General features: G+C 54.4%; 15 protein-coding genes. 8 read left to right on the top strand and 7 right to left on the bottom strand.

All coding sequences use genetic code 11. The annotated features are described in order from the left end of the window. Positions 1 to 17 precede the first annotated feature (17 nt). The 3 genes from ppa (at position 18) to FOY93_RS02315 (ending at position 1822) form a co-directional block, all read left to right on the top strand. Entirely contained in the window at positions 18 to 548 is a 531-nt protein-coding gene (gene ppa, locus FOY93_RS02325; protein ID WP_111965368.1) for an inorganic diphosphatase, read from the top strand. A 222-nt stretch (positions 549 to 770) separates the two neighbouring features. Next, positions 771 to 1355, top strand: coding sequence for a hypothetical protein (locus FOY93_RS02320; protein ID WP_023616970.1), 585 nt, complete (start codon positions 771 to 773; stop codon positions 1353 to 1355). Continuing rightward, positions 1352 to 1822: a hypothetical protein gene (locus FOY93_RS02315; protein ID WP_143344575.1), complete on the top strand. Its 471-nt coding sequence runs from the start codon at positions 1352 to 1354 to the stop codon at positions 1820 to 1822. Before FOY93_RS02320 ends, FOY93_RS02315 begins: the two co-directional genes overlap by 4 nt. A 316-nt stretch (positions 1823 to 2138) precedes the next feature. On the opposite strand, the gene FOY93_RS02305 is transcribed toward FOY93_RS02315, so the two are convergent. Genes FOY93_RS02305 through tamA form a run of 3 tightly spaced genes read right to left on the bottom strand, consistent with a single transcriptional unit; the run spans position 2139 to position 7992 of the window. Beyond that, positions 2139 to 2483, bottom strand: coding sequence for a gamma-glutamylcyclotransferase family protein (locus tag FOY93_RS02305; RefSeq protein WP_111965369.1), 345 nt, complete (start codon positions 2481 to 2483; stop codon positions 2139 to 2141). A 2-nt stretch (positions 2484 to 2485) separates the two neighbouring features. Next, positions 2486 to 6262, bottom strand: coding sequence for an autotransporter assembly complex protein TamB (gene tamB, locus FOY93_RS02300; protein ID WP_143344573.1), 3777 nt, complete (start codon positions 6260 to 6262; stop codon positions 2486 to 2488). After that, positions 6259 to 7992: an autotransporter assembly complex protein TamA gene (gene tamA / locus FOY93_RS02295; protein ID WP_111965371.1), complete on the bottom strand. Its 1734-nt coding sequence runs from the start codon at positions 7990 to 7992 to the stop codon at positions 6259 to 6261. Before tamA ends, tamB begins: the two co-directional genes overlap by 4 nt. A gap of 223 nt (positions 7993 to 8215) precedes the next feature. Between tamA and msrA the strand changes: the two genes are divergently transcribed. After that, on the top strand, positions 8216 to 8857 hold the full coding sequence (gene msrA / locus FOY93_RS02290; protein WP_023310171.1) for a peptide-methionine (S)-S-oxide reductase MsrA: 642 nt from the start codon (positions 8216 to 8218) through the stop codon (positions 8855 to 8857). Between the two features lie 254 nt (positions 8858 to 9111). Beyond that, positions 9112 to 10449, top strand: a complete 1338-nt coding sequence (paeA, locus tag FOY93_RS02285) for a polyamine export protein PaeA (protein ID WP_023310162.1) — start codon at positions 9112 to 9114, stop codon at positions 10447 to 10449. A gap of 71 nt (positions 10450 to 10520) precedes the next feature. On the opposite strand, the gene FOY93_RS02280 is transcribed toward paeA, so the two are convergent. Then, positions 10521 to 10727 carry a DUF1107 domain-containing protein gene (locus tag FOY93_RS02280; protein ID WP_008501430.1) on the bottom strand — a complete coding sequence of 69 codons (207 nt, stop codon included), beginning with the start codon at positions 10725 to 10727 and terminating at the stop codon, positions 10521 to 10523. A 323-nt stretch (positions 10728 to 11050) separates the two neighbouring features. On the opposite strand from FOY93_RS02280, the gene FOY93_RS02275 reads away from it, so the two are divergent. Beyond that, positions 11051 to 11608: a YtfJ family protein gene (locus FOY93_RS02275; protein WP_136195706.1), complete on the top strand. Its 558-nt coding sequence runs from the start codon at positions 11051 to 11053 to the stop codon at positions 11606 to 11608. On the opposite strand, the gene cysQ is transcribed toward FOY93_RS02275, so the two are convergent. Beyond that, positions 11602 to 12342: a 3'(2'),5'-bisphosphate nucleotidase CysQ gene (gene cysQ, locus FOY93_RS02270; protein ID WP_111965373.1), complete on the bottom strand. Its 741-nt coding sequence runs from the start codon at positions 12340 to 12342 to the stop codon at positions 11602 to 11604. The two genes, FOY93_RS02275 and cysQ, sit on opposite strands and share 7 nt — an antisense overlap. 190 nt (positions 12343 to 12532) lie before the next feature. Between cysQ and FOY93_RS02265 the strand changes: the two genes are divergently transcribed. Then, positions 12533 to 14476 (top strand): bifunctional 2',3'-cyclic-nucleotide 2'-phosphodiesterase/3'-nucleotidase, encoded by a 1944-nt coding sequence (locus FOY93_RS02265; RefSeq protein WP_143344572.1) that lies wholly within the window; start codon positions 12533 to 12535, stop codon positions 14474 to 14476. 91 nt (positions 14477 to 14567) lie between these two features. Here the strand turns inward: FOY93_RS02265 and FOY93_RS02260 are convergent, their stop codons facing one another. After that, positions 14568 to 14954: a winged helix-turn-helix transcriptional regulator gene (locus FOY93_RS02260; protein WP_111965375.1), complete on the bottom strand. Its 387-nt coding sequence runs from the start codon at positions 14952 to 14954 to the stop codon at positions 14568 to 14570. Positions 14955 to 15038: 84 nt separating this feature from the next. Here FOY93_RS02260 and FOY93_RS02255 point away from each other — a divergent pair, with 84 nt between their 5' ends. Then, on the top strand, positions 15039 to 15887 hold the full coding sequence (locus FOY93_RS02255; RefSeq protein WP_143344571.1) for an SDR family oxidoreductase: 849 nt from the start codon (positions 15039 to 15041) through the stop codon (positions 15885 to 15887). Between the two features lie 85 nt (positions 15888 to 15972). On the opposite strand, the gene FOY93_RS02250 is transcribed toward FOY93_RS02255, so the two are convergent. Then, positions 15973 to 17790, bottom strand: coding sequence for a beta-ketoacyl synthase (locus tag FOY93_RS02250; RefSeq protein ID WP_232057365.1), 1818 nt, complete (start codon positions 17788 to 17790; stop codon positions 15973 to 15975). Between the last annotated feature and the right edge of the window lie 181 nt (positions 17791 to 17971).

The following is a 17971-nucleotide window of genomic DNA, read 5'->3' as shown; positions in this document are numbered from 1 at the left end:
TTTTAAAGGACACCGACATGAGCTTACTCAACGTCCCAGCGGGTAAAGAACTGCCAGAAGACATCTACGTAGTTATCGAAATCCCGGCTAACGCAGATCCGATCAAATACGAAGTGGACAAAGAGAGCGGCGCCCTGTTCGTAGACCGTTTCATGTCTACCGCGATGTTCTATCCGTGCAACTACGGTTACATCAACCATACCCTGTCTCTGGACGGTGACCCGGTTGACGTGCTGGTCCCAACGCCATACCCACTGGAGCCAGGCTCCGTCATTCGCTGCCGTCCAGTTGGCGTGCTGAAAATGACCGACGAATCCGGTGAAGATGCGAAGCTGGTTGCGGTACCGCACACCAAGCTGAGCAAAGAGTACGATCACATCAAAGATGTGAACGACCTGCCAGAGCTGCTGAAAGCGCAGATCACTCACTTCTTCGAGCACTACAAAGACCTCGAAAAAGGCAAGTGGGTTAAAGTTGACGGCTGGGACAACGCAGAAGCAGCGAAAGCGGAAATCATCTCCTCTTTCGAACGCGCTGCTAAGAAGTAATTCTTACCGCTGTTAATGAAGGCCCCGCGAGTCGGGGCTTTTTTATTTCCCTGGTTGAGAGTAGTACAAACTTAATTTTTAAGAATAATCCCATTACTTTTGTTTTGAATATTAAAAACAAAAATGACACCCTATCATTTATAGTGGGAGTGGTTGAATAGCCTGGCTGTTCACAACATACTGTCATGATGATCATTAATCCCCATTCAGTACAGGATTCATATGTCATCCATTAACATTGATGTTGCCCGCCCAACTGGAATTTATTTTATCATTGAACGGTTGTATTCCCGCGATGGTTTTATGCCTTCTATTGGGGAAATCAGCCCCTCTTTGACACAGGTGCACCGTACTGTCATTCAGCTAAAACGCAAGCAGGATATGTTTATGGATGGTGTTAAGGTTACCCCTAAAGATATTACCCTTTGGCAACAGATAAAATATATTACGGGTTCAAAAGTAACGACCAAGGATACAGATGCGTTAGTGTATACGACCGATTTTATCGGCTCCCTTGTTGCCACCACGCCTTTAGGTAATATTGAGCATGAAAATATTCCTCGCTTCCTCACGACAGAGTCTATCCACTCCCTTCCACAGGCGGTGAGTTATGGGCGTGATCCCATCCCACAAGTCCTTCTTTATGGTCGTAAGGATATAGTCTTCTTTATGGATAATGGTGGTAAGGGTACACCAACCGCTATTGCAAAATATAACCACAATACTCGTGACCTTGCCATAATCAAAGATCAGCTTGAAGCCAGTAAAACGATGAAGGAGCTGCTATCTAAGGGAGCAAAATTATGAGTAAGAAAAGCCATGCCATGAGCCTATTCGTCCTTATTATTGCCTCCTTTGTCTTTGGCAGAAGTACTTATATTGAATATCTGTCATGGTACTATGGAAGCGATCATTTAATATTCAGTCAAATAAATAGCGCATTACTATCTGGTTTACTTAACGGACTTTACTTCGCGCTATCATCAAGCATTATTTATGCGTTACTCTCTCTATTAAAAACAATTCCCAGAAATATCTTCTTTTCTTGTCTTCTGCAATTCTTTATTAACATAGGGCTATATACGCTTTTTGTTGCAGTAGATAAAGGTTATAGTAAATTGCATACTTTAGGCTCGGGTGCTACTGATATCACCCACAGCTATTTTTTAGGGGCGTTGCTGATGAGCACACTCCTGACCGTCGCGATCGTGAGCGTTATACATGCTAAGTTTCTTTCTTCAAAGCATAAAGATGGGCTACATAAAGGCGTTTGACTGTTACGGTAAAGACAGTAAATGGCAGTATCTCTGCATCATGACATTCCAGCTTGCCTGGTTTTTGTTTTACTTATGGATCCCTTATCGAAGCGATTATGCGATTCTGCTGTTTTTACTGTTTTTCCTGCCCGTCATATCAAGCAATACGCGGTGCATAAACTACTATGGCCGTTCACGCGCCTTGTGTTTTTTATGGCTTATTGCCCCATACATCATGCTGTTTGTTCCTCTGTTTTTAACCCGACGCAGGGATACAGAAGAGAATTGAAAGTGCAAAAAAACAACGCCACCTCACGGTGGCGCTGTTTTTTTTTCAGTACTGGTCTCTGTCTAACCAGTTACCGCTTACAATCCGCGTTAACCCTTCGACCGGACGCTGGTAGACATACATCCACGCGCTTCCGTACGGCGTCTGGATCAACTGGCGTGCGTATTCACCGCCCCTGGTGCGCAAGGCATCAAGTTCGGCAAGCGTCGCGTTATCAATACGATAAACTTCACCCTGTACTGTTCCTTCGCCCGGAACCGCGCCTGGATAGTGGCCCAGGCTGTACAACTGGTAGTTCTCGATATCGTAATTCCCCAGTAGCTGGGCATTGGTCATCCAGTGACTGTTGCCTTGCCTGGTTCGTAAACTGCCGTAGACAAATATTCGCATTGCTAAAACTCAAACTGATAGAGCAGATCAAGTGCCTGGTCTACGCCGGACACTGCTTCCAGATATAGCTTAGGCATCAGGCGATAGCGTAACGTGAGTGTTGCCAGTGAGTCAAAGATCCCCACACCATATTTTACCTGCAGACCCGGCAGTACATAGCCGCTGACCACCACCTGCGAGGAGTCACCCACGCCCTGGGTGTCCAGCGCCAGATTGCTTACGCCGAACGTCTCGCCGATTTTACCCACAACCTGCCCACTTTGTGCAACCCCCAGACCCACTAACATCGAGGTCATCGCCGCGCTGTCGCTCTGACCGCTGTCCAGGCCTTGTCCACGCAGCAGATAAGAGAGGGCTTCCTGCTGCGACATCGCCGGGTCAGAGAAGATCTCCGCCTTCGGTTCGTCGGCGGAACCGGTAACGCGTACGCCAGCAATAACGTCGTTTTCCGTCGCTTCAGGGTTACGAATCGCTTCGATGTTCAACAGAGGCTGATCCGGTGGACCGGAGAACAGCAGCTCGCCTTTGCGCACAATCAGGTCCTGACCATAGGCGTGGAAACGCCCTTCAGGAATATTGATCTGCCCGTTCAGGCCAAGCCCTTGTTTATCCTGCGCCACCTTCAGGTCGCCCGTGAGCCTCGCCTTCAGCCCAAACGCATTCAACCGCACGTTATTCCCCACGTGCACGATAAGGTTACTATTGATCGGTATGCCCGCGCTCTTCTGTTCGACAGGTTTCAGATTTTCATTGAGCATAACTTCATCACTTGAGACGCCGACCGCGCTTTCCGGCACGTCGTGAACCACGATGCGCGCCCACGGCACGTCGACGCGTCCGTCAAGCGTGAAGAGGCTTGGCGTGGCTTCAAAGACCACATCAGGCGAGACGTCCAGGCGTACCATCGGCGGTACGGTGATGCGCACCTTGCTGCCTTTCGCGGCAATACGCGCGCGCCAGTTATCGAGCTGGCTCCAGTCCGCGTCACCGCTCAGGTTGATTTGCCCTTGCTGCGTCAGTACCGAGCCGCTCAGCGTCGAGCTCATGCCGTTGAAATTCATCGCGATCTGGCTGGGCTGCATGTCAAACGGCATAAAGTTGCCGTCAATATCCACGCCGCTAAGCCGCATCTGACCGAACAGCTGCGGGCTTTGCGCGTTGCCGGCCAGGCGCAGGTTAGCGTTCAGCATGCCCTCGGCTTTTTCCCCGCGGGCGAAAATCGGGTTCACCATCGCCAGGTTGAAGTTACGGATGTTGACGTTACCGCCCAGATTACGCCGTCCCTGCGGATCGGTAATCTGGACCTGCCCATCCAACTGGCCGTTGTTGGTCAGGCGGATTGTCCACCCCAGCTGTGCGCGATTGTTATGCAGATCGGCACTCAGGTTCAGAGTATCGAACGCTACCGGAAGGGGCGCGTTGTTGACCTCCTGCGTCACCTTCACGTTACGCCCGGACAGCGTGACGCTGCCCTGCGGCAGCCCCTCTTTGGTGGTGTCCCAGGCGACATCGGCTTTTCCGCTGAAGACGCCGCTCGCCTGTGTTGTATCCGGCATAAACGGCTTCAGCATCGCCAGATCGAAGCGGTTGAGGTTGATCTGCGCCCGCCCTTCCGCGCCCGCATCGATGGTCTGCGGCACGCACAGTTCCGCATTCGGGTTGGTCCAGCAGTGCGGCCCAATGCTGATCTTCTGCTCGGCGTTGCGGTAGTCCAGGGCGATGGAGCGCGAGAGCGCCAGCGGCCCGACCGGCGTATTGAAACGGGTGTTATCCAGCGTACCTTTCCAGCGCTCCTCTTTGCGGTCGAAGCTGCCGGTCAGGTGAAGCTGGCCGGAGACCGGCTCGCCCTGCACGCGCAGCTGGAGATCGTGCTGCTTCTCGTTCCCTTTCGCGTCCAGGGTGACAAGGCTAATGTTCACGTCCGGCTGAGAAATGCGCTCCACGCGCAGGTTCAGGTTACCGCCAATCTGATCGGTGGATTTCACATCCCCTTCCACGCGGACGCGGGCAACGCTCAGCTCCTGCCAGCGCAGGTTATTGGCGGTGATATCCGCCAGCAGCTGCGGCGCGTCTACCGTGCCGCGAACCTTCACGAGTCCTTTTGCCGTGCCGCCAAGCCCCGGCAGGGCGTTATCCAGATTCGGCGCGTCGATGGTGGCGTCCAGATTGAGATCTTTCACCCCCAGCTCGCCTTTGATATCCGCCGTGTTGCGGCCCAGCGCCACGTGCAGCCCCGGGATAACCCACTGCAGATAGCTGTTGCCTTTCACCGAGCCTTCAACGTTCACCTTGTTCTGCTTCACGTTCCCGGTGAGCTTAATTTCCGGCACGTCCATCTGCCACGTGCCGCCGTACAGGCTGCCGCGGGTTTTGATCAGGCCATCCAGCTTCGACGGCCAGTCCGGCACCTCTTTGGCGGTATTAATGCCCGTCAGCTTCAGCTCGCCGCGCCAGCTGATCGCCTGCTGCCAGTCGAGCAGAGCGGTCAGCTCGGTTTTACCTTCCAGCGCCGCGACGGTCAGCTTGTCGAGGTTGACCTGCTGTTCGTTGCCCTTCGCATCCAGGGTGATGTTCGCGGGCGGCACGCCCTGCCCCTTCACCGCGGTGCGGAACGAAAGCGTGTAGTCGGTCATCTTGCCGCTCAGCTTCAGCTTCAGGTCATCGGCCTGGAACTGTTTTTCGCCGGTGAACGGCCAGGAAAGCTGCTTGCTGACCACCTCAAGATTGAGCGGCAGCCCGGCTTCCGCCAGCTGGGTTTGCGCGCGCAGGACCATGTCCACCGGGCCGGAGAGATTCACGCCAACATCGAGCTTATCGCGCAGCGCCCCGCCCACCTTGACCTTCACCTTTTCGCCTTTCAGCGGATCGATGTTGAGGGCACTGTTAAGCGTGATGTCCACCGGCCAGTTATCGCGCAGCAGGGCATTCCCTGACGCATTCACCGAGCCCTGGTTGGTGTCGATATCCAGCGCGTCGAGCTTCATGTTGCCGTCAATGCTGCTGACTTTCAGCAGCATATTGTAGACCGTCAGATCGGTATCGCCGGTCAGGCGCAGCTGCTCGCCTTTGAACTCCTCAATATTGAGGTTCAGCGGCAGGTGAACGTCGGTCATTTCCGGCAGGACAGGCTTCGAGAAGAGATCTTTCAGCGTTTCGCCCAGCGGCTTCTCTTCCGGCTGCGGGTTCTGAATTTTCGGCTCGACGATCTCTTCCTGCGCCACGTCGGCCACCTTCGGCAGCGCGATCAGCAAGCCCTGCAACGACGTCGGCGTCAGGGTGAGGTTTTTCTCCTGCCAGCGCAGGCCGGAGGTAAAATCCATCACGGACACGGTGGTGTCGTCGATTTTGATATTGACGTTATCAAGCGCCACCCGATAGAGCGCGATCGGGTACGGCGTGGAGAGATTCAGCGGGCCGCTGTCTTCTTCTTCAACCGGCGCAGATTTCGGCATTTTCTTCGAGTCTATCGCCACGTTGACGTCTTTAAGCGACAGATCGTTGACGCAGAGCTTGCTGTCCCGCAGGCAGCCTAGCTTCACCGCGAGATGGAACTCCCCGGCGTTCACCGCCACGCCCGGCTGCTCGTAGCGGATATTATTCAGACGCAGATCGCGCCAGCCACCCGTCACCTGACCAATCTCCAGCCCCGGCACCCAGCGGTTCGCGGCGTTAAACAGCAAATGCAGCCCGGTCGTCGTTCCTACCAGAAACGCCACCGTACCGAGCAGCAGCACGATAAAAATCAGCACCCCGAGGCTTATTTTCTTCCATAAACTCATAATTCAGGCCCCAGACCGATGTAAAACTGTAATCCGTGTTCATCTTTGTCGCCGACAGGCACGGCGAAGTCGAGCTTGATGGGTCCGACGGGCGACTGCCAGCGTACGCCCACGCCCGCGCCGGTTTTAAAGTCGCTGCGGCGGATATCGTTCACCGCTTCACCGCCGTCAACAAACATGGCGCCCCACCACTTTCCGCTGACGTTGTACTGATACTCCAGCGATCCCGTCGCCAGTTTTGACGCACCGGTTAGCTGGCCCTTTTCGTTCTCAGGTGAGATCGATTTGTACTTATATCCACGAATGCTGCGGTCGCCCCCGGCGAAGAAGCGCAGATCCGGCGGAACGCGCTCGAAGTCTCCGGTTTCAATCCAGCCGAGATTGCCGCGCATCACAAAGCGGTGTTTGTCATATAGCGTGCGGATCCAGACGTTCTGCGCCTGCAGAACGGAGAAGTCCACGTCGGAGCCCCAGGCGGAGTTGGAATAATCGATCGAGTAGCGCTGTGAGTCGCCCCAGGTCGGCATCAGCCCCCCGCGCGAGCGGGTTCGGCTGATCATTACGCCCGGATAAAGCAGCATGGTGGTATTGGTGACGTTGGCCTGGGTAAAGTGGTCCAGGCTCCAGCGCAGGTTAATGGCGCGCTGCCAGCCGCTGGAGAGATCCCAGAAGCGGGAGACCGCAAGCGTCGTAGAGTCCTGCTTTGTGTCGTTTAAATCGGTGCGCTTAAAACCGCCCTGCAGAAGGTAATATTGCTCAAGCGGATTTTTCAGCAGCGGCATTTTGTAGCTGAAATCCAGCTGCTGCTCGGGCGCAGAGAGGCTCAGGCTGGTGGTCAGGCTGTGGCCGTAAGAGTTCATCCACGGTTTTTTCCACGAGGTTTTCACGCGTGGTCCGACATCCGTCGAGTAGCCAACACCGGTCTCAATGGTGTTCTCGGTGCGCGGCGAGACAACGCCATGCAGCGGCAACACCTTGGTTTTGCGAGACTTCTCAAATTCCGGTGCGACAACTACGGAGTTAAACCAGCCGGTAGCGGAGAGGCGTCGGTTCAGCTCTCCGAGATCGCTCGACTGGTAGTAATCCCCTTTTTTGAAAGGCACGAGGTTTTGCAGGTACTCTTCGCGAATTTGCGAACCTTCAAACGTCACGTCGCCAAAGCGGTAGCGCTCTCCACTGTCGTAGTCGATATCCCAGAAGGCCTGACGTCTCTCCAGCGCAATGCCCAGCTGGCTTTTATTGAACTGGCTGTCAAAGTAGCCCTTACGCAGGGAAACATTCGTCAGCTCTTTTTTGAAATGGTCGTAGTCACCGTGGTTAAGCACGGTACCGATTTTCGGCCGCGTGCTGAGCAGGTCCAGATAATCCCGGTCGGTACGCGCCCCGCCGCGCAGGATGACGTTCGTACCGCCAATCAGTACCGGCTCACCCGGCGAAACGCGGGCAATAAGGACCTGGCGCCCCTTCTTTGGCGGCGGACGGAGGTCAAAATCAATGGTGGGTTCGTAATACCCCAGCGCTTTCAGCCCTTCACGGATCGCATCATCTACGCGCGCGCGAAAACGCCGGTCCGGCGTCACCTCATCACTCTGGATGGTCGACAACTGCGCACGCACGTTTTTTTGTAGCGCCCCGGATAACCCCTCAACCTGCAAACGGACATTCGCCGCGCTGGCAATCCCGCTTGTCAGCAACACACTGACTAAACATAACTGGCGGATTTTTGTCACGTTTTCTCCTGAATATCCCTGTTTCCACCCTGGAAGCAAATGAAGTGCCGCTCCGCGGCAAAATACGGCCTGTGGCCAAAAACCCGAATCGCGGGTTGAAAATGGGTGTAACACCCAAATATTTCTTATGATTAAATCTAGACTGATTCAGCGCATTTATTGTGTTCAATTAAACGCTTCGTGACAACCTTAACTGAAACATCGCACCCCGGGAGGCCCCATCGTGAGTTTATTCGACAAAAAGCATCTGGTTTCACAAGCTGATGCATTACCGGGACGCAACACCCCTATGCCTGTGGCGACCTTACACGCCGTCAATAACCACTCCATGACGAACGTGCCGGAGGGAATGGAAATCGCCCTGTTCGCCATGGGCTGTTTCTGGGGCGTTGAGCGCCTCTTCTGGCAACTCCCCGGCGTTTACAGCACGGCGGCTGGCTACACGGGCGGTTACACGCCGAATCCTACCTATCGCGAAGTCTGCTCCGGCGAAACCGGGCATGCGGAAGCGGTGCGCGTGGTCTATGACCCTGCGGTAATCAGCTACGAACAGCTGCTGCAGGTCTTCTGGGAGAACCACGACCCGGCGCAGGGCATGCGTCAGGGCAACGACCACGGCACACAGTATCGCTCGGCCATTTATCCGCTCACGCCGGAGCAAGATGCCGCCGCGCGCGCCAGCCTTGAGCGTTTTCAGCAGGCCATGCGTGAAGCGGGCGACACGCGCGAGGTGACGACGGAAATCACAACCGCGAAACCATTCTACTATGCGGAAGACGATCACCAGCAGTATCTGCATAAAAACCCTTACGGCTACTGCGGTATCGGGGGCATCGGCGTCTGCCTGCCGCCACAGCTTGCCTGATTTCCGATCCAGCGCCACGCGAGCAGCGTGGCGCACACGGCAGCGACAGCGTTGTCTCATAACCTAACCACCACGAGTTGGCCGCCCCCTCCGGCTATCTTCGCCAAAATGTGACCTCTGGCAGATTTACATCTCTTTACGCTATACTACCCGCTGAAATAATCGGCTCAACGCTACGAGCTGGTGTTCAATGTGTTTTCACACAAATGGTATCAACTCCCCTTCTGAGGATCTGGCGAGAAGCCGGATAAACTATGTTAAACAGTATTTTAGTAATACTTTGTCTGATTGCCGTCAGCGCATTTTTCTCGATATCTGAGATCTCGCTGGCCGCGTCCCGTAAAATCAAACTGAAGCTGCTTGCCGATGAAGGCAACATCAATGCCACCCGCATCCTGAAAATGCAGGAAAACCCCGGGATGTTCTTCACCGTAGTGCAGATTGGCCTCAACGCGGTGGCCATACTCGGCGGTATCGTGGGTGATGCGGCGTTTTCTCCGGCGTTTTACAGCCTGTTTGTTAAGTACATGTCCGTTGAACTGGCCGAACAGCTCAGCTTTATCCTCTCCTTCTCGCTGGTAACCGGCCTGTTCATCCTCTTTGCAGACCTGACCCCGAAACGCATCGGTATGATTGCGCCAGAAGCTGTGGCTTTGCGTATCATCAACCCGATGCGCTTCTGTCTGTACGTGTTTCGTCCGCTGGTGTGGTTCTTCAACGGCCTGGCGAACGTGATTTTCCGCATCTTTAAGCTGCCTATGGTGCGTAAAGACGACATCACGTCTGACGACATCTATGCGGTAGTGGAAGCCGGCGCGCTGGCCGGGGTGCTGCGCAAGCAGGAACACGAGCTAATTGAGAACGTGTTCGAACTGGAATCCCGTACCGTACCGTCTTCCATGACGGGCCGTGAAAGCATTATCTGGTTCGATTTACATGAAGATGAGCAGAGCCTGAAGAACAAAGTGGCGCAGCATCCACACTCTAAGTTCCTGGTCTGTAATGAAGATATCGACCACATCATCGGTTACGTCGACTCCAAAGACCTGCTGAACCGCGTACTGGCAAACCAGAGCCTGGCGCTCAACAGCGGCGTGCAGATCCGCAATACCCTTATTGTGCCGGACACTCTGACGCTCTCAGAAGCGCTGGAAAGTTTCAAAACCGCCGGGGAAGACTTCGCGGTTATCATGAACGAATACGCCCTGGTGGTGGGTATTATCACCCTGAACGACGTGATGACCACGCTGATGGGCGACCTGGTTGGCCAGGGGCTGGAAGAGCAGATTGTTCAGCGTGACGATAATTCATGGCTGATTGATGGCGGCACGCCGATTGAAGACGTGATGCGCGTGCTGGATATCGACGAGTTCCCGCAGTCCGGTAACTACGAGACCATCGGCGGCTTTATGATGTTTATGCTGCGTAAAATCCCGAAACGTACCGACTCGGTGAAGTTCTCCGGCTACAAGTTTGAGGTGGTGGATATTGATAACTACCGCATCGACCAGCTGTTGGTGACGCGCATCGACAACAAACCGACCGTACTGGTTCCGAAGCTGCCGGATGCGGAAGAGAAGGTATCGGCGTAAGGTTCCAGCCTCCACAAACATCAACGGCTCCCATTGGGAGCCGTTTTTTTAACTACTGCATAGCACGTTGGTTAAGCCATCTCAGTTTGCAGACGCATAACCTGACGGTTGACTTCGGACATCACAGACAGGTGCTGTTTGTCCTTCACTTTTGGGACAAGGATCTTGCCCTTATCAAACTCAAAAGCGCCAACATCCTTGATATACAACCGTCCACGGAACAGGATCTTCACGTACTTCGCCACCTGAAGCGGGTTGTAGCGTTGGAAAATTTTCATTCTTGTATCTCCTGCGAATCATACGCTCTTGCGGTGCCACAATCGGCCCGACTGTCCTGAGCGCAAATTTTAATGCCCATTGACTATAGACCAGAACTACGGTGTTACCCAGTGTGCATAAGTTTATTTACCGTTTGATTACAATTATTCAGAATAATCTTTGCAAAGCGTGACCGGGCGCAGTATAAGCCGTCGTTTTTTCATGGATATGTGCGTTCACCCGCAAACTGGCATCGGGATTGCGGGAAAACCACATTGATCGCACTTATGATTAAAGCGTAAGACCAAGTGGTCGGATCACCTGCAAACAATAAGGAAACGCCATGACCCTACGTAATATCCTTGCAGCAGCCTGCCTGCTGCTGCCTCTGTGGGCTTCCGCTCACAACATTGAAAAAGGACAACGTGTACCGCCAGTCGGCATTGCTGACCGGGGAGAATTGATTCTCGACAATGATAAGTTTAGCTACAAACCCTGGAATAGCGCGCAGCTCGCGGGCAAAGTGAGAGTTGTACAACATATTGCCGGTCGTACATCTGCAAAAGAGAAAAATGCCAACCTGGTGGAAGCGATCAAGGCTGCGAAATTCCCGCACGACCGCTACCAGACGACCACTATTGTTAATACCGATGACGCCATTCCGGGCTCCGGGATGTTTGTGCGCTCAAGCCTTGAGAGCAATAAAAAGCTCTATCCGTGGTCGCAGTTTATCGTCGACAGCAACGGCTTAACCCGTAAGGCCTGGCAGCTGGAGGAAGAAAGCTCAGCGATTATTGTGTTGGATAAGGAAGGTCGCGTGCAGTGGGTGAAAGACGGGGCGTTAACCCAGGAAGAGGTGCAGCAGGTTGTCGACCTGCTGCATAAGCTGCTGGCTCAATAAATAGAGACGCGGAAGCCGGGGTTAAGGAAGGATTCGCGCGGGGTGTAGTCCAGCGGTTTGCCCTGCCAGTCATGAACATGCGCCCCGGCGGCCGCAGCAACGGCATGCCCGGCGGCGGTATCCCAGATATTGGTTGGCCCAAAGCGAGGATACAGCTGCGCATGGCCTTCCGCCACCAGGCAGAATTTCAGCGACGAGCCGATCGAGGTGGTCTGGTGTTCACCCAGCTGCTGCAGGTACTCCTGCAGTTCGCTGTCGCTGTGCGAGCGGCTAATTACCACCAGCGGCGGACGCGCATCGCGCACCTGGATCTGCTTGCGCACGCCGCACTCTTCCTTCCACGCCTTCCCTTCTGCGGCGCTGTACATCACCTTCATTACCGGCGCGTAAACCACACCCAGCACCGCTTTCCCTTTCTCAATCAGGGCGATATTGACGGTGAATTCACCGTTGCGCTTGATGAACTCTTTTGTCCCGTCCAGCGGATCGACCAGCCAGTAGCGCTGCCAGTGCTGGCGCTCGTCCCAGCTTTGCGGCGCTTCTTCTGACAGGACGGGGATGTCCGGCGTTAAGGCCTGTAACCCTTTGAGGATCACCTTATGCGCGGCAATATCCGCCGCCGTGACCGGAGAATCGTCGGCTTTGCTGACAACCTCCATAGGTTTAATACCGTCATACACCTGCATGATGGCATCTCCCGCATCCCGTGCGAGCTGACAAATTTTTTCTAGCATTTTCCACCTCTTTGTTAACGCAGTGAGGTTAACTCTTTGTTTTAGTTATATCGTAATGTGAACAATTCCGCTATCTGTGAAGCAATTCCGGTTTCAGGTTACTTTTTTCTGTCAGGATTCACATTTCTGTAAGCAACAAGCTATAGATACATACTCTTTTGTGGTCTGCATCGAAAAAAGGACTCCTCTGATGATTAAGTTTAGTGCAACGCTTCTGGCGACGCTGATTGCAGCGAGCGTGCAGGCGGCGACGGTAGATCTGCGTATTCTGGAAACGACCGATCTGCACAGCAACATGATGGACTTCGATTACTACAAAGATACCCCGACGGAAAAATTCGGACTGGTACGCACGGCGAGCCTGATCGATGCCGCACGCGGCGAAGTGAATAACAGCGTGCTGGTCGACAATGGCGATCTCATTCAGGGCAGCCCGCTTGGGGACTACATGGCGACCAGGGGGTTGAAAAAAGGCGAGATCCATCCTGTTTATAAAGCGATGAACACCCTGGATTACACCGTCGGCAACCTCGGCAACCACGAATTCAACTACGGTTTGAAATACCTTCACGATGCCCTGGCCGGCGCGAAATTCCCGTACGTTAACGCCAATATCATCGACGTTAAAACGCAAAAGCCGCTCTTTACCCCATACCTGATTAAAAATACCGAGGTTGTCGATCGGGACGGGAAAAAACAAACGCTCAAAATCGGCTATATCGGTTTTGTCCCGCCGCAGATCATGACGTGGGATAAGGCCAACCTCGACGGTAAGGTGACCGTCAACGACATCACCGAAACCGCGCGTAAATACGTGCCGGAAATGCGCAAAAAAGGCGCCGATCTGGTGGTCGTTGTCGCCCACTCGGGTCTCTCTGCCGATCCGTATCAGGCCATGGCAGAAAACTCCGTTTACTATCTGAGTGAAGTCCCTGGCGTCGACGCGATCCTGTTCGGCCATGCCCACGCGGTCTTCCCGGGTAAAGATTTCGTCAGCATCAAAGGGGCTGACATTGAGAAAGGGACGCTCAACGGCGTGCCGTCGGTGATGCCAGGCATGTGGGGCGACCATCTTGGCGTAGTGGATCTGGTGCTGAATAACGACGGTGGCAGCTGGAAGGTGACGCAGTCAAAAGCCGAAGCGCGCCCGATCTACGACGCTGCAGCGAAAAAATCTCTGGCGGCTGAAGATAAAAAACTGGTCAACGTGCTGAAGCACGATCACGACGCCACGCGCGAATTCGTCAGCAAGCCGATCGGCAAATCCGCCGATAACATGTACAGCTTCCTCGCGCTAGTGCAGGACGACCCGACCGTTCAGGTCGTCAACATGGCGCAGAAAGCCTATGCCGAACACTTTGTGCAGGGCGATCCGGATCTGGCAAAACTGCCGGTCCTGTCAGCCGCTGCGCCATTCAAAGTGGGCGGGCGTAAGAATGACCCGGCCAGCTATGTTGAAGTCGAAAAGGGCCAGCTGACCTTCCGTAACGCCGCCGACCTCTATCTCTACCCGAACACGCTGGTGGTGGTTAAAGCCACCGGGAAAGAGGTAAAAGAGTGGCTGGAGTGTTCTGCCGGACAGTTTAACCAGATTGACCCGCACAGCAGTAAGCCGCAGTCGCTGATTAACTGGGACGGCTTCCGTACCTATAACTTCGACGTGATCGACGGCGTTAACTACCAGATTGACGTCACCCAGCCGGCGAAATATGACGGCGAGTGCCAGGCGGTTAACCCGCAGGCGGAGCGCATCAAAAACCTGACCTTCAACGGCAAGGCGATCGACCCGAATGCCACCTTCCTGGTGGCGACCAATAACTACCGTGCCTACGGCGGTAAGTTTGCCGGTACGGGAGATAGCCATATCGCCTTTGCCTCGCCGGACGAGAACCGCTCGGTGCTTGCGGCGTGGATCAGCGCGGAGTCGAAGAAGGCGGGCGAAATTCATCCTGCGGTGGATAACAACTGGCGTCTGGCACCGATCCACAGCGATACGAAACTGGATATTCGCTTTGAAACGTCGCCATCCGACAAGGCAGCCACGTTTATCAAGGAGAAGGCGCAGTATCCAATGAAACAGGTCGCGACGGATGATATTGGGTTCGCGATTTATCAGGTGGATTTAAGCAAGTAGCGGCGATTGTGCCGGGTGGCGCTTCGCTTACCCGGCCTACGGGATGAAAGAGTACGGGTAGGCCGGGTAAGGCGAAGCCGCCACCCGGCTTTTACGCCGCGCGATCGTCCCTGTTCGCCATCACCTTCGGCGTATTCACCTCAATCCAGTCAGCCAGCGCGGCAACTTTCTCGCTGACCTCAATACCCATCGGCGTCAGGCTATACTCTACGTGCGGCGGCACGACCGGATACGATACGCGATCGACAAACCCGTCCTGCTCCAGCGCCTGAAGCGACTGGGAGAGCATCTTTTCGCTAACCCCGCCCATTTTGCGGCGCAGATCGCTAAAGCGATGCGTTCCCTGGCGCAGCGCCAGCAGAATCAGTACCCCCCAGCGGCTGGTTACGTGTTTGAGCACCTCTCTTGAAGGGCACTGCTCCGCGAAAAGATTGCCATCGCGCATTTGTTCGCTGAGCGTCGGTATCATTGTTTTCATACTTACCTTTTTGTACGTACTTACCAAAAGTTAGCTATGGTGCTAGTGTGCCACAACATCAGACAAACACGAAGGAGATTCATCATGATCGCGATTACCGGCGCTACCGGCCAGCTTGGCCATCTCGTTATTGAACAGCTGCTGAAAACCGTACCGGCCAGCCAGATTGTGGCCATCGTACGTAACCCGGCGAAAGCGCAAGCCTTAAGCCAGCAGGGTATTGTGGTGCGTCAGGCAGACTACACGGATGAAGCCACCTTCGCCGCCGCGCTGAGCGGCGTGGAAAAGCTTCTGCTGATCTCCTCCAGCGAAGTCGGACAGCGCGCGACCCAGCACCAGAACGTGATTAACGCCGCTAAAACGGCAGGCGTGAAATTTATCGCCTACACCAGCCTGCTGCATGCGGATACATCGCCGCTCGGTCTGCACGTTGAACACGTTGCGACTGAAAAAGCTCTGGCGGCGTCCGGCATTCCTTATGCCCTGCTGCGCAACGGCTGGTATACCGAAAACTACCTGGCGAGCGCGCCGCCTGCGCTGGAGCACGGCGTGTTTATCGGTGCGGCAGGCGATGGCAAAATTGCCTCTGCTACCCGCGCAGACTATGCCGCGGCGGCAGCCAAAGTGATCGCTGAAGAGGGCCATGCGGGCAAAGTGTATGAACTGGCGGGCGACCACGGCTGGACGCTGAGCGAACTGGCGGCTGAACTCAGCAAACAGAGCGGGAAACCGATAACCTATCAGAATCTCAGTGAAGCAGATTTTGCCGCCGCGCTTAAAAGCGTCGGTCTGCCTGCCGGGCTGGCTGATATGCTGGCGGATTCCGATGTGGGCGCGTCCAAAGGGGGACTGTTTGACGATGGCCATACGCTGAGCAAACTGATCGGGCGCGCAACGACACCGCTGGCGCAGAGCATTAAAGCCATTCTTTAACGGTGTCACCGTTCTTTCCTGCGGCCGGGTGATTTCCCTTACCCGGCCCACACATATTGATTAATAATAAAAACAGATATAACGATTAAAAGTCCGGGTATTCTTTTTCCGTCGCGTACATTATCGGTTTTTCAAATCCGGGAATGGTGATGCCATCCCTGGCAATCTTAATATCTTCCTCATTTATCCCCTGCTGGCCAAACAGATAAATAACGTTGAGTTCACCCTGCGAAGCCGACTCGTCGTACGCGTTCGCCTGATGTCGCACCTCGCGGTTACGCTGCTGATAATCCGCAAATACCGCGTCCCCGTAGCGTTTGCGCAACCATTGATGGGTAAGCTTTGGCGAGTAAACCACCCCCGTGGCATTATTACCGCCAAAGCCTTTTGAATTAATAAAGGCAATTTGCCCCTGGCCTTGCTCTAATTTGTAGTCCTGAAGAGGAATGGATAAGCGTGCGTTATTCACCTGCGGCGCGATCTGGGTTACGCTTTTAATTCCCGGTAAAATGCCATAGCGGAAGACGCCGAGGCAGCTGATGAGCTGGTCGCCGCTGGCGGGTCCCAGGGAGTGACCGAGATACGATTTCACCGCCGTCACCGGCCAGTCGCGGATCGCAAAGGCTTGCGCAACGCGGTCAAAAATATCGGCCTCGGAGACGCAATTCTTCGGCGTGCTTGAACCGTGCGCCTGAATAAACGATCCCTTTTGCACCGCTTCCATTCCGACCATCGACACTGCCGAAGCCACGGCTTTCGCCATGGTGATGTAGTTCCCCGGTCCCGGTGAGGCAATAGAACGCTTAAAGCCGTCAGCGTTGATAAAGACATTCCCCACCGAACCATGGATCTCTGCCCCAAGCTGCAGCGCCAGCTCGTCGTCCATTAACACGACATACTGGCTGGATTCTGCGATCACAAAACCACAGCTGTCGCCAAAAGGACGGCTGCTGCTGCGCCAGCCGGGCGTTTCCGTTTCATCAATATGCTTAAGCTTGCTCTCCGTTGCCAGGGCGCCCATGGCGTCGAATCCTTCAATCACTTCGGAGGTGACCGGCGCTTCGGCACTGCCCACAACGGCCACGCGAATGCGCCCCGCTTTGATATCTTCGACTGCCGCATTGAGGTTATACAGAAACGTGGCGCACGCCCCCAGCGTGGCGCTGGTATGGCCAACGCTACCCAGCACATACGCATTGAGGAAATCAGCGCACATGCTGTTCAGGCCCAGCGGACACTGTTTGGCGCTGACGCGCTGGCCTTTCAGGCGCGACTGGAGCATACCGCCAAAGCCATAATCGTCGAGCTGTCCCATGATATTGCCCGAATAGACCCCGAGCTGATCCGGCGCGATCGCTGCCTGTATCTCGCGCCACGGGATCCCCAGAGCGTTGATGGCGTCCGATGCCCCGACAATCGCCATTTGTAGCGCCCGCGGATGGAACTGCGAATTGTAATGGTCACCCGGCCGGAATCCCTGCGGCAGCAAACCTGCAGCCTGAACCTCCGTGCGCAACAACGCCTCAATTTTACAGTCCATCTCTCCCTGAACGGTAATACGCACGCGCCGATCCGCTAATTCCTCAACCTGCCATCCCGCCGGTAAGGGATGCGGTAACTGTCTGGCAGAGATATTAAAGCTGAATCCTTCTTCGCCAGAAACCATATTCAATTTTGCATGGCTGGTGATAGCATCGACATCAAAATAGTCGCGCGTAATTATTCTGATAAGGGTTCCTTCCAGCGTCTCGTCTTTTATCTTCTCGGCAGCCTGAGCGGGCGTAAATCTTTTACCTGAAATGTCGCAATACCCACCTTCATCATATTTAAGCACGCCCATCAGAATAGCTAACGATAATAACGTCTCCTGCCTTTCCTCTTCCGATAATGAATTAATAATCATTCGGCGAAATGCATGATGAAAAGAACTACGACCAGCTGGACTATAGCCGCCAAAAGCCGTTATTACGGGTAATTTCACCATAATTCATCCTGTAGTGGTCGTGGATTTATATTGTGCAAATGCGATAATTTCAGATATTAGTTTACAAATTACCGACAAAAGCTAATATGAAAATCCAGCC

It is taken from the genome of Enterobacter sp. 18A13, assembly GCF_007035975.1.
GTDB lineage: Bacteria > Pseudomonadota > Gammaproteobacteria > Enterobacterales > Enterobacteriaceae > Enterobacter > Enterobacter vonholyi.
This window is presented reverse-complemented; position numbering and strand designations above follow the sequence as displayed.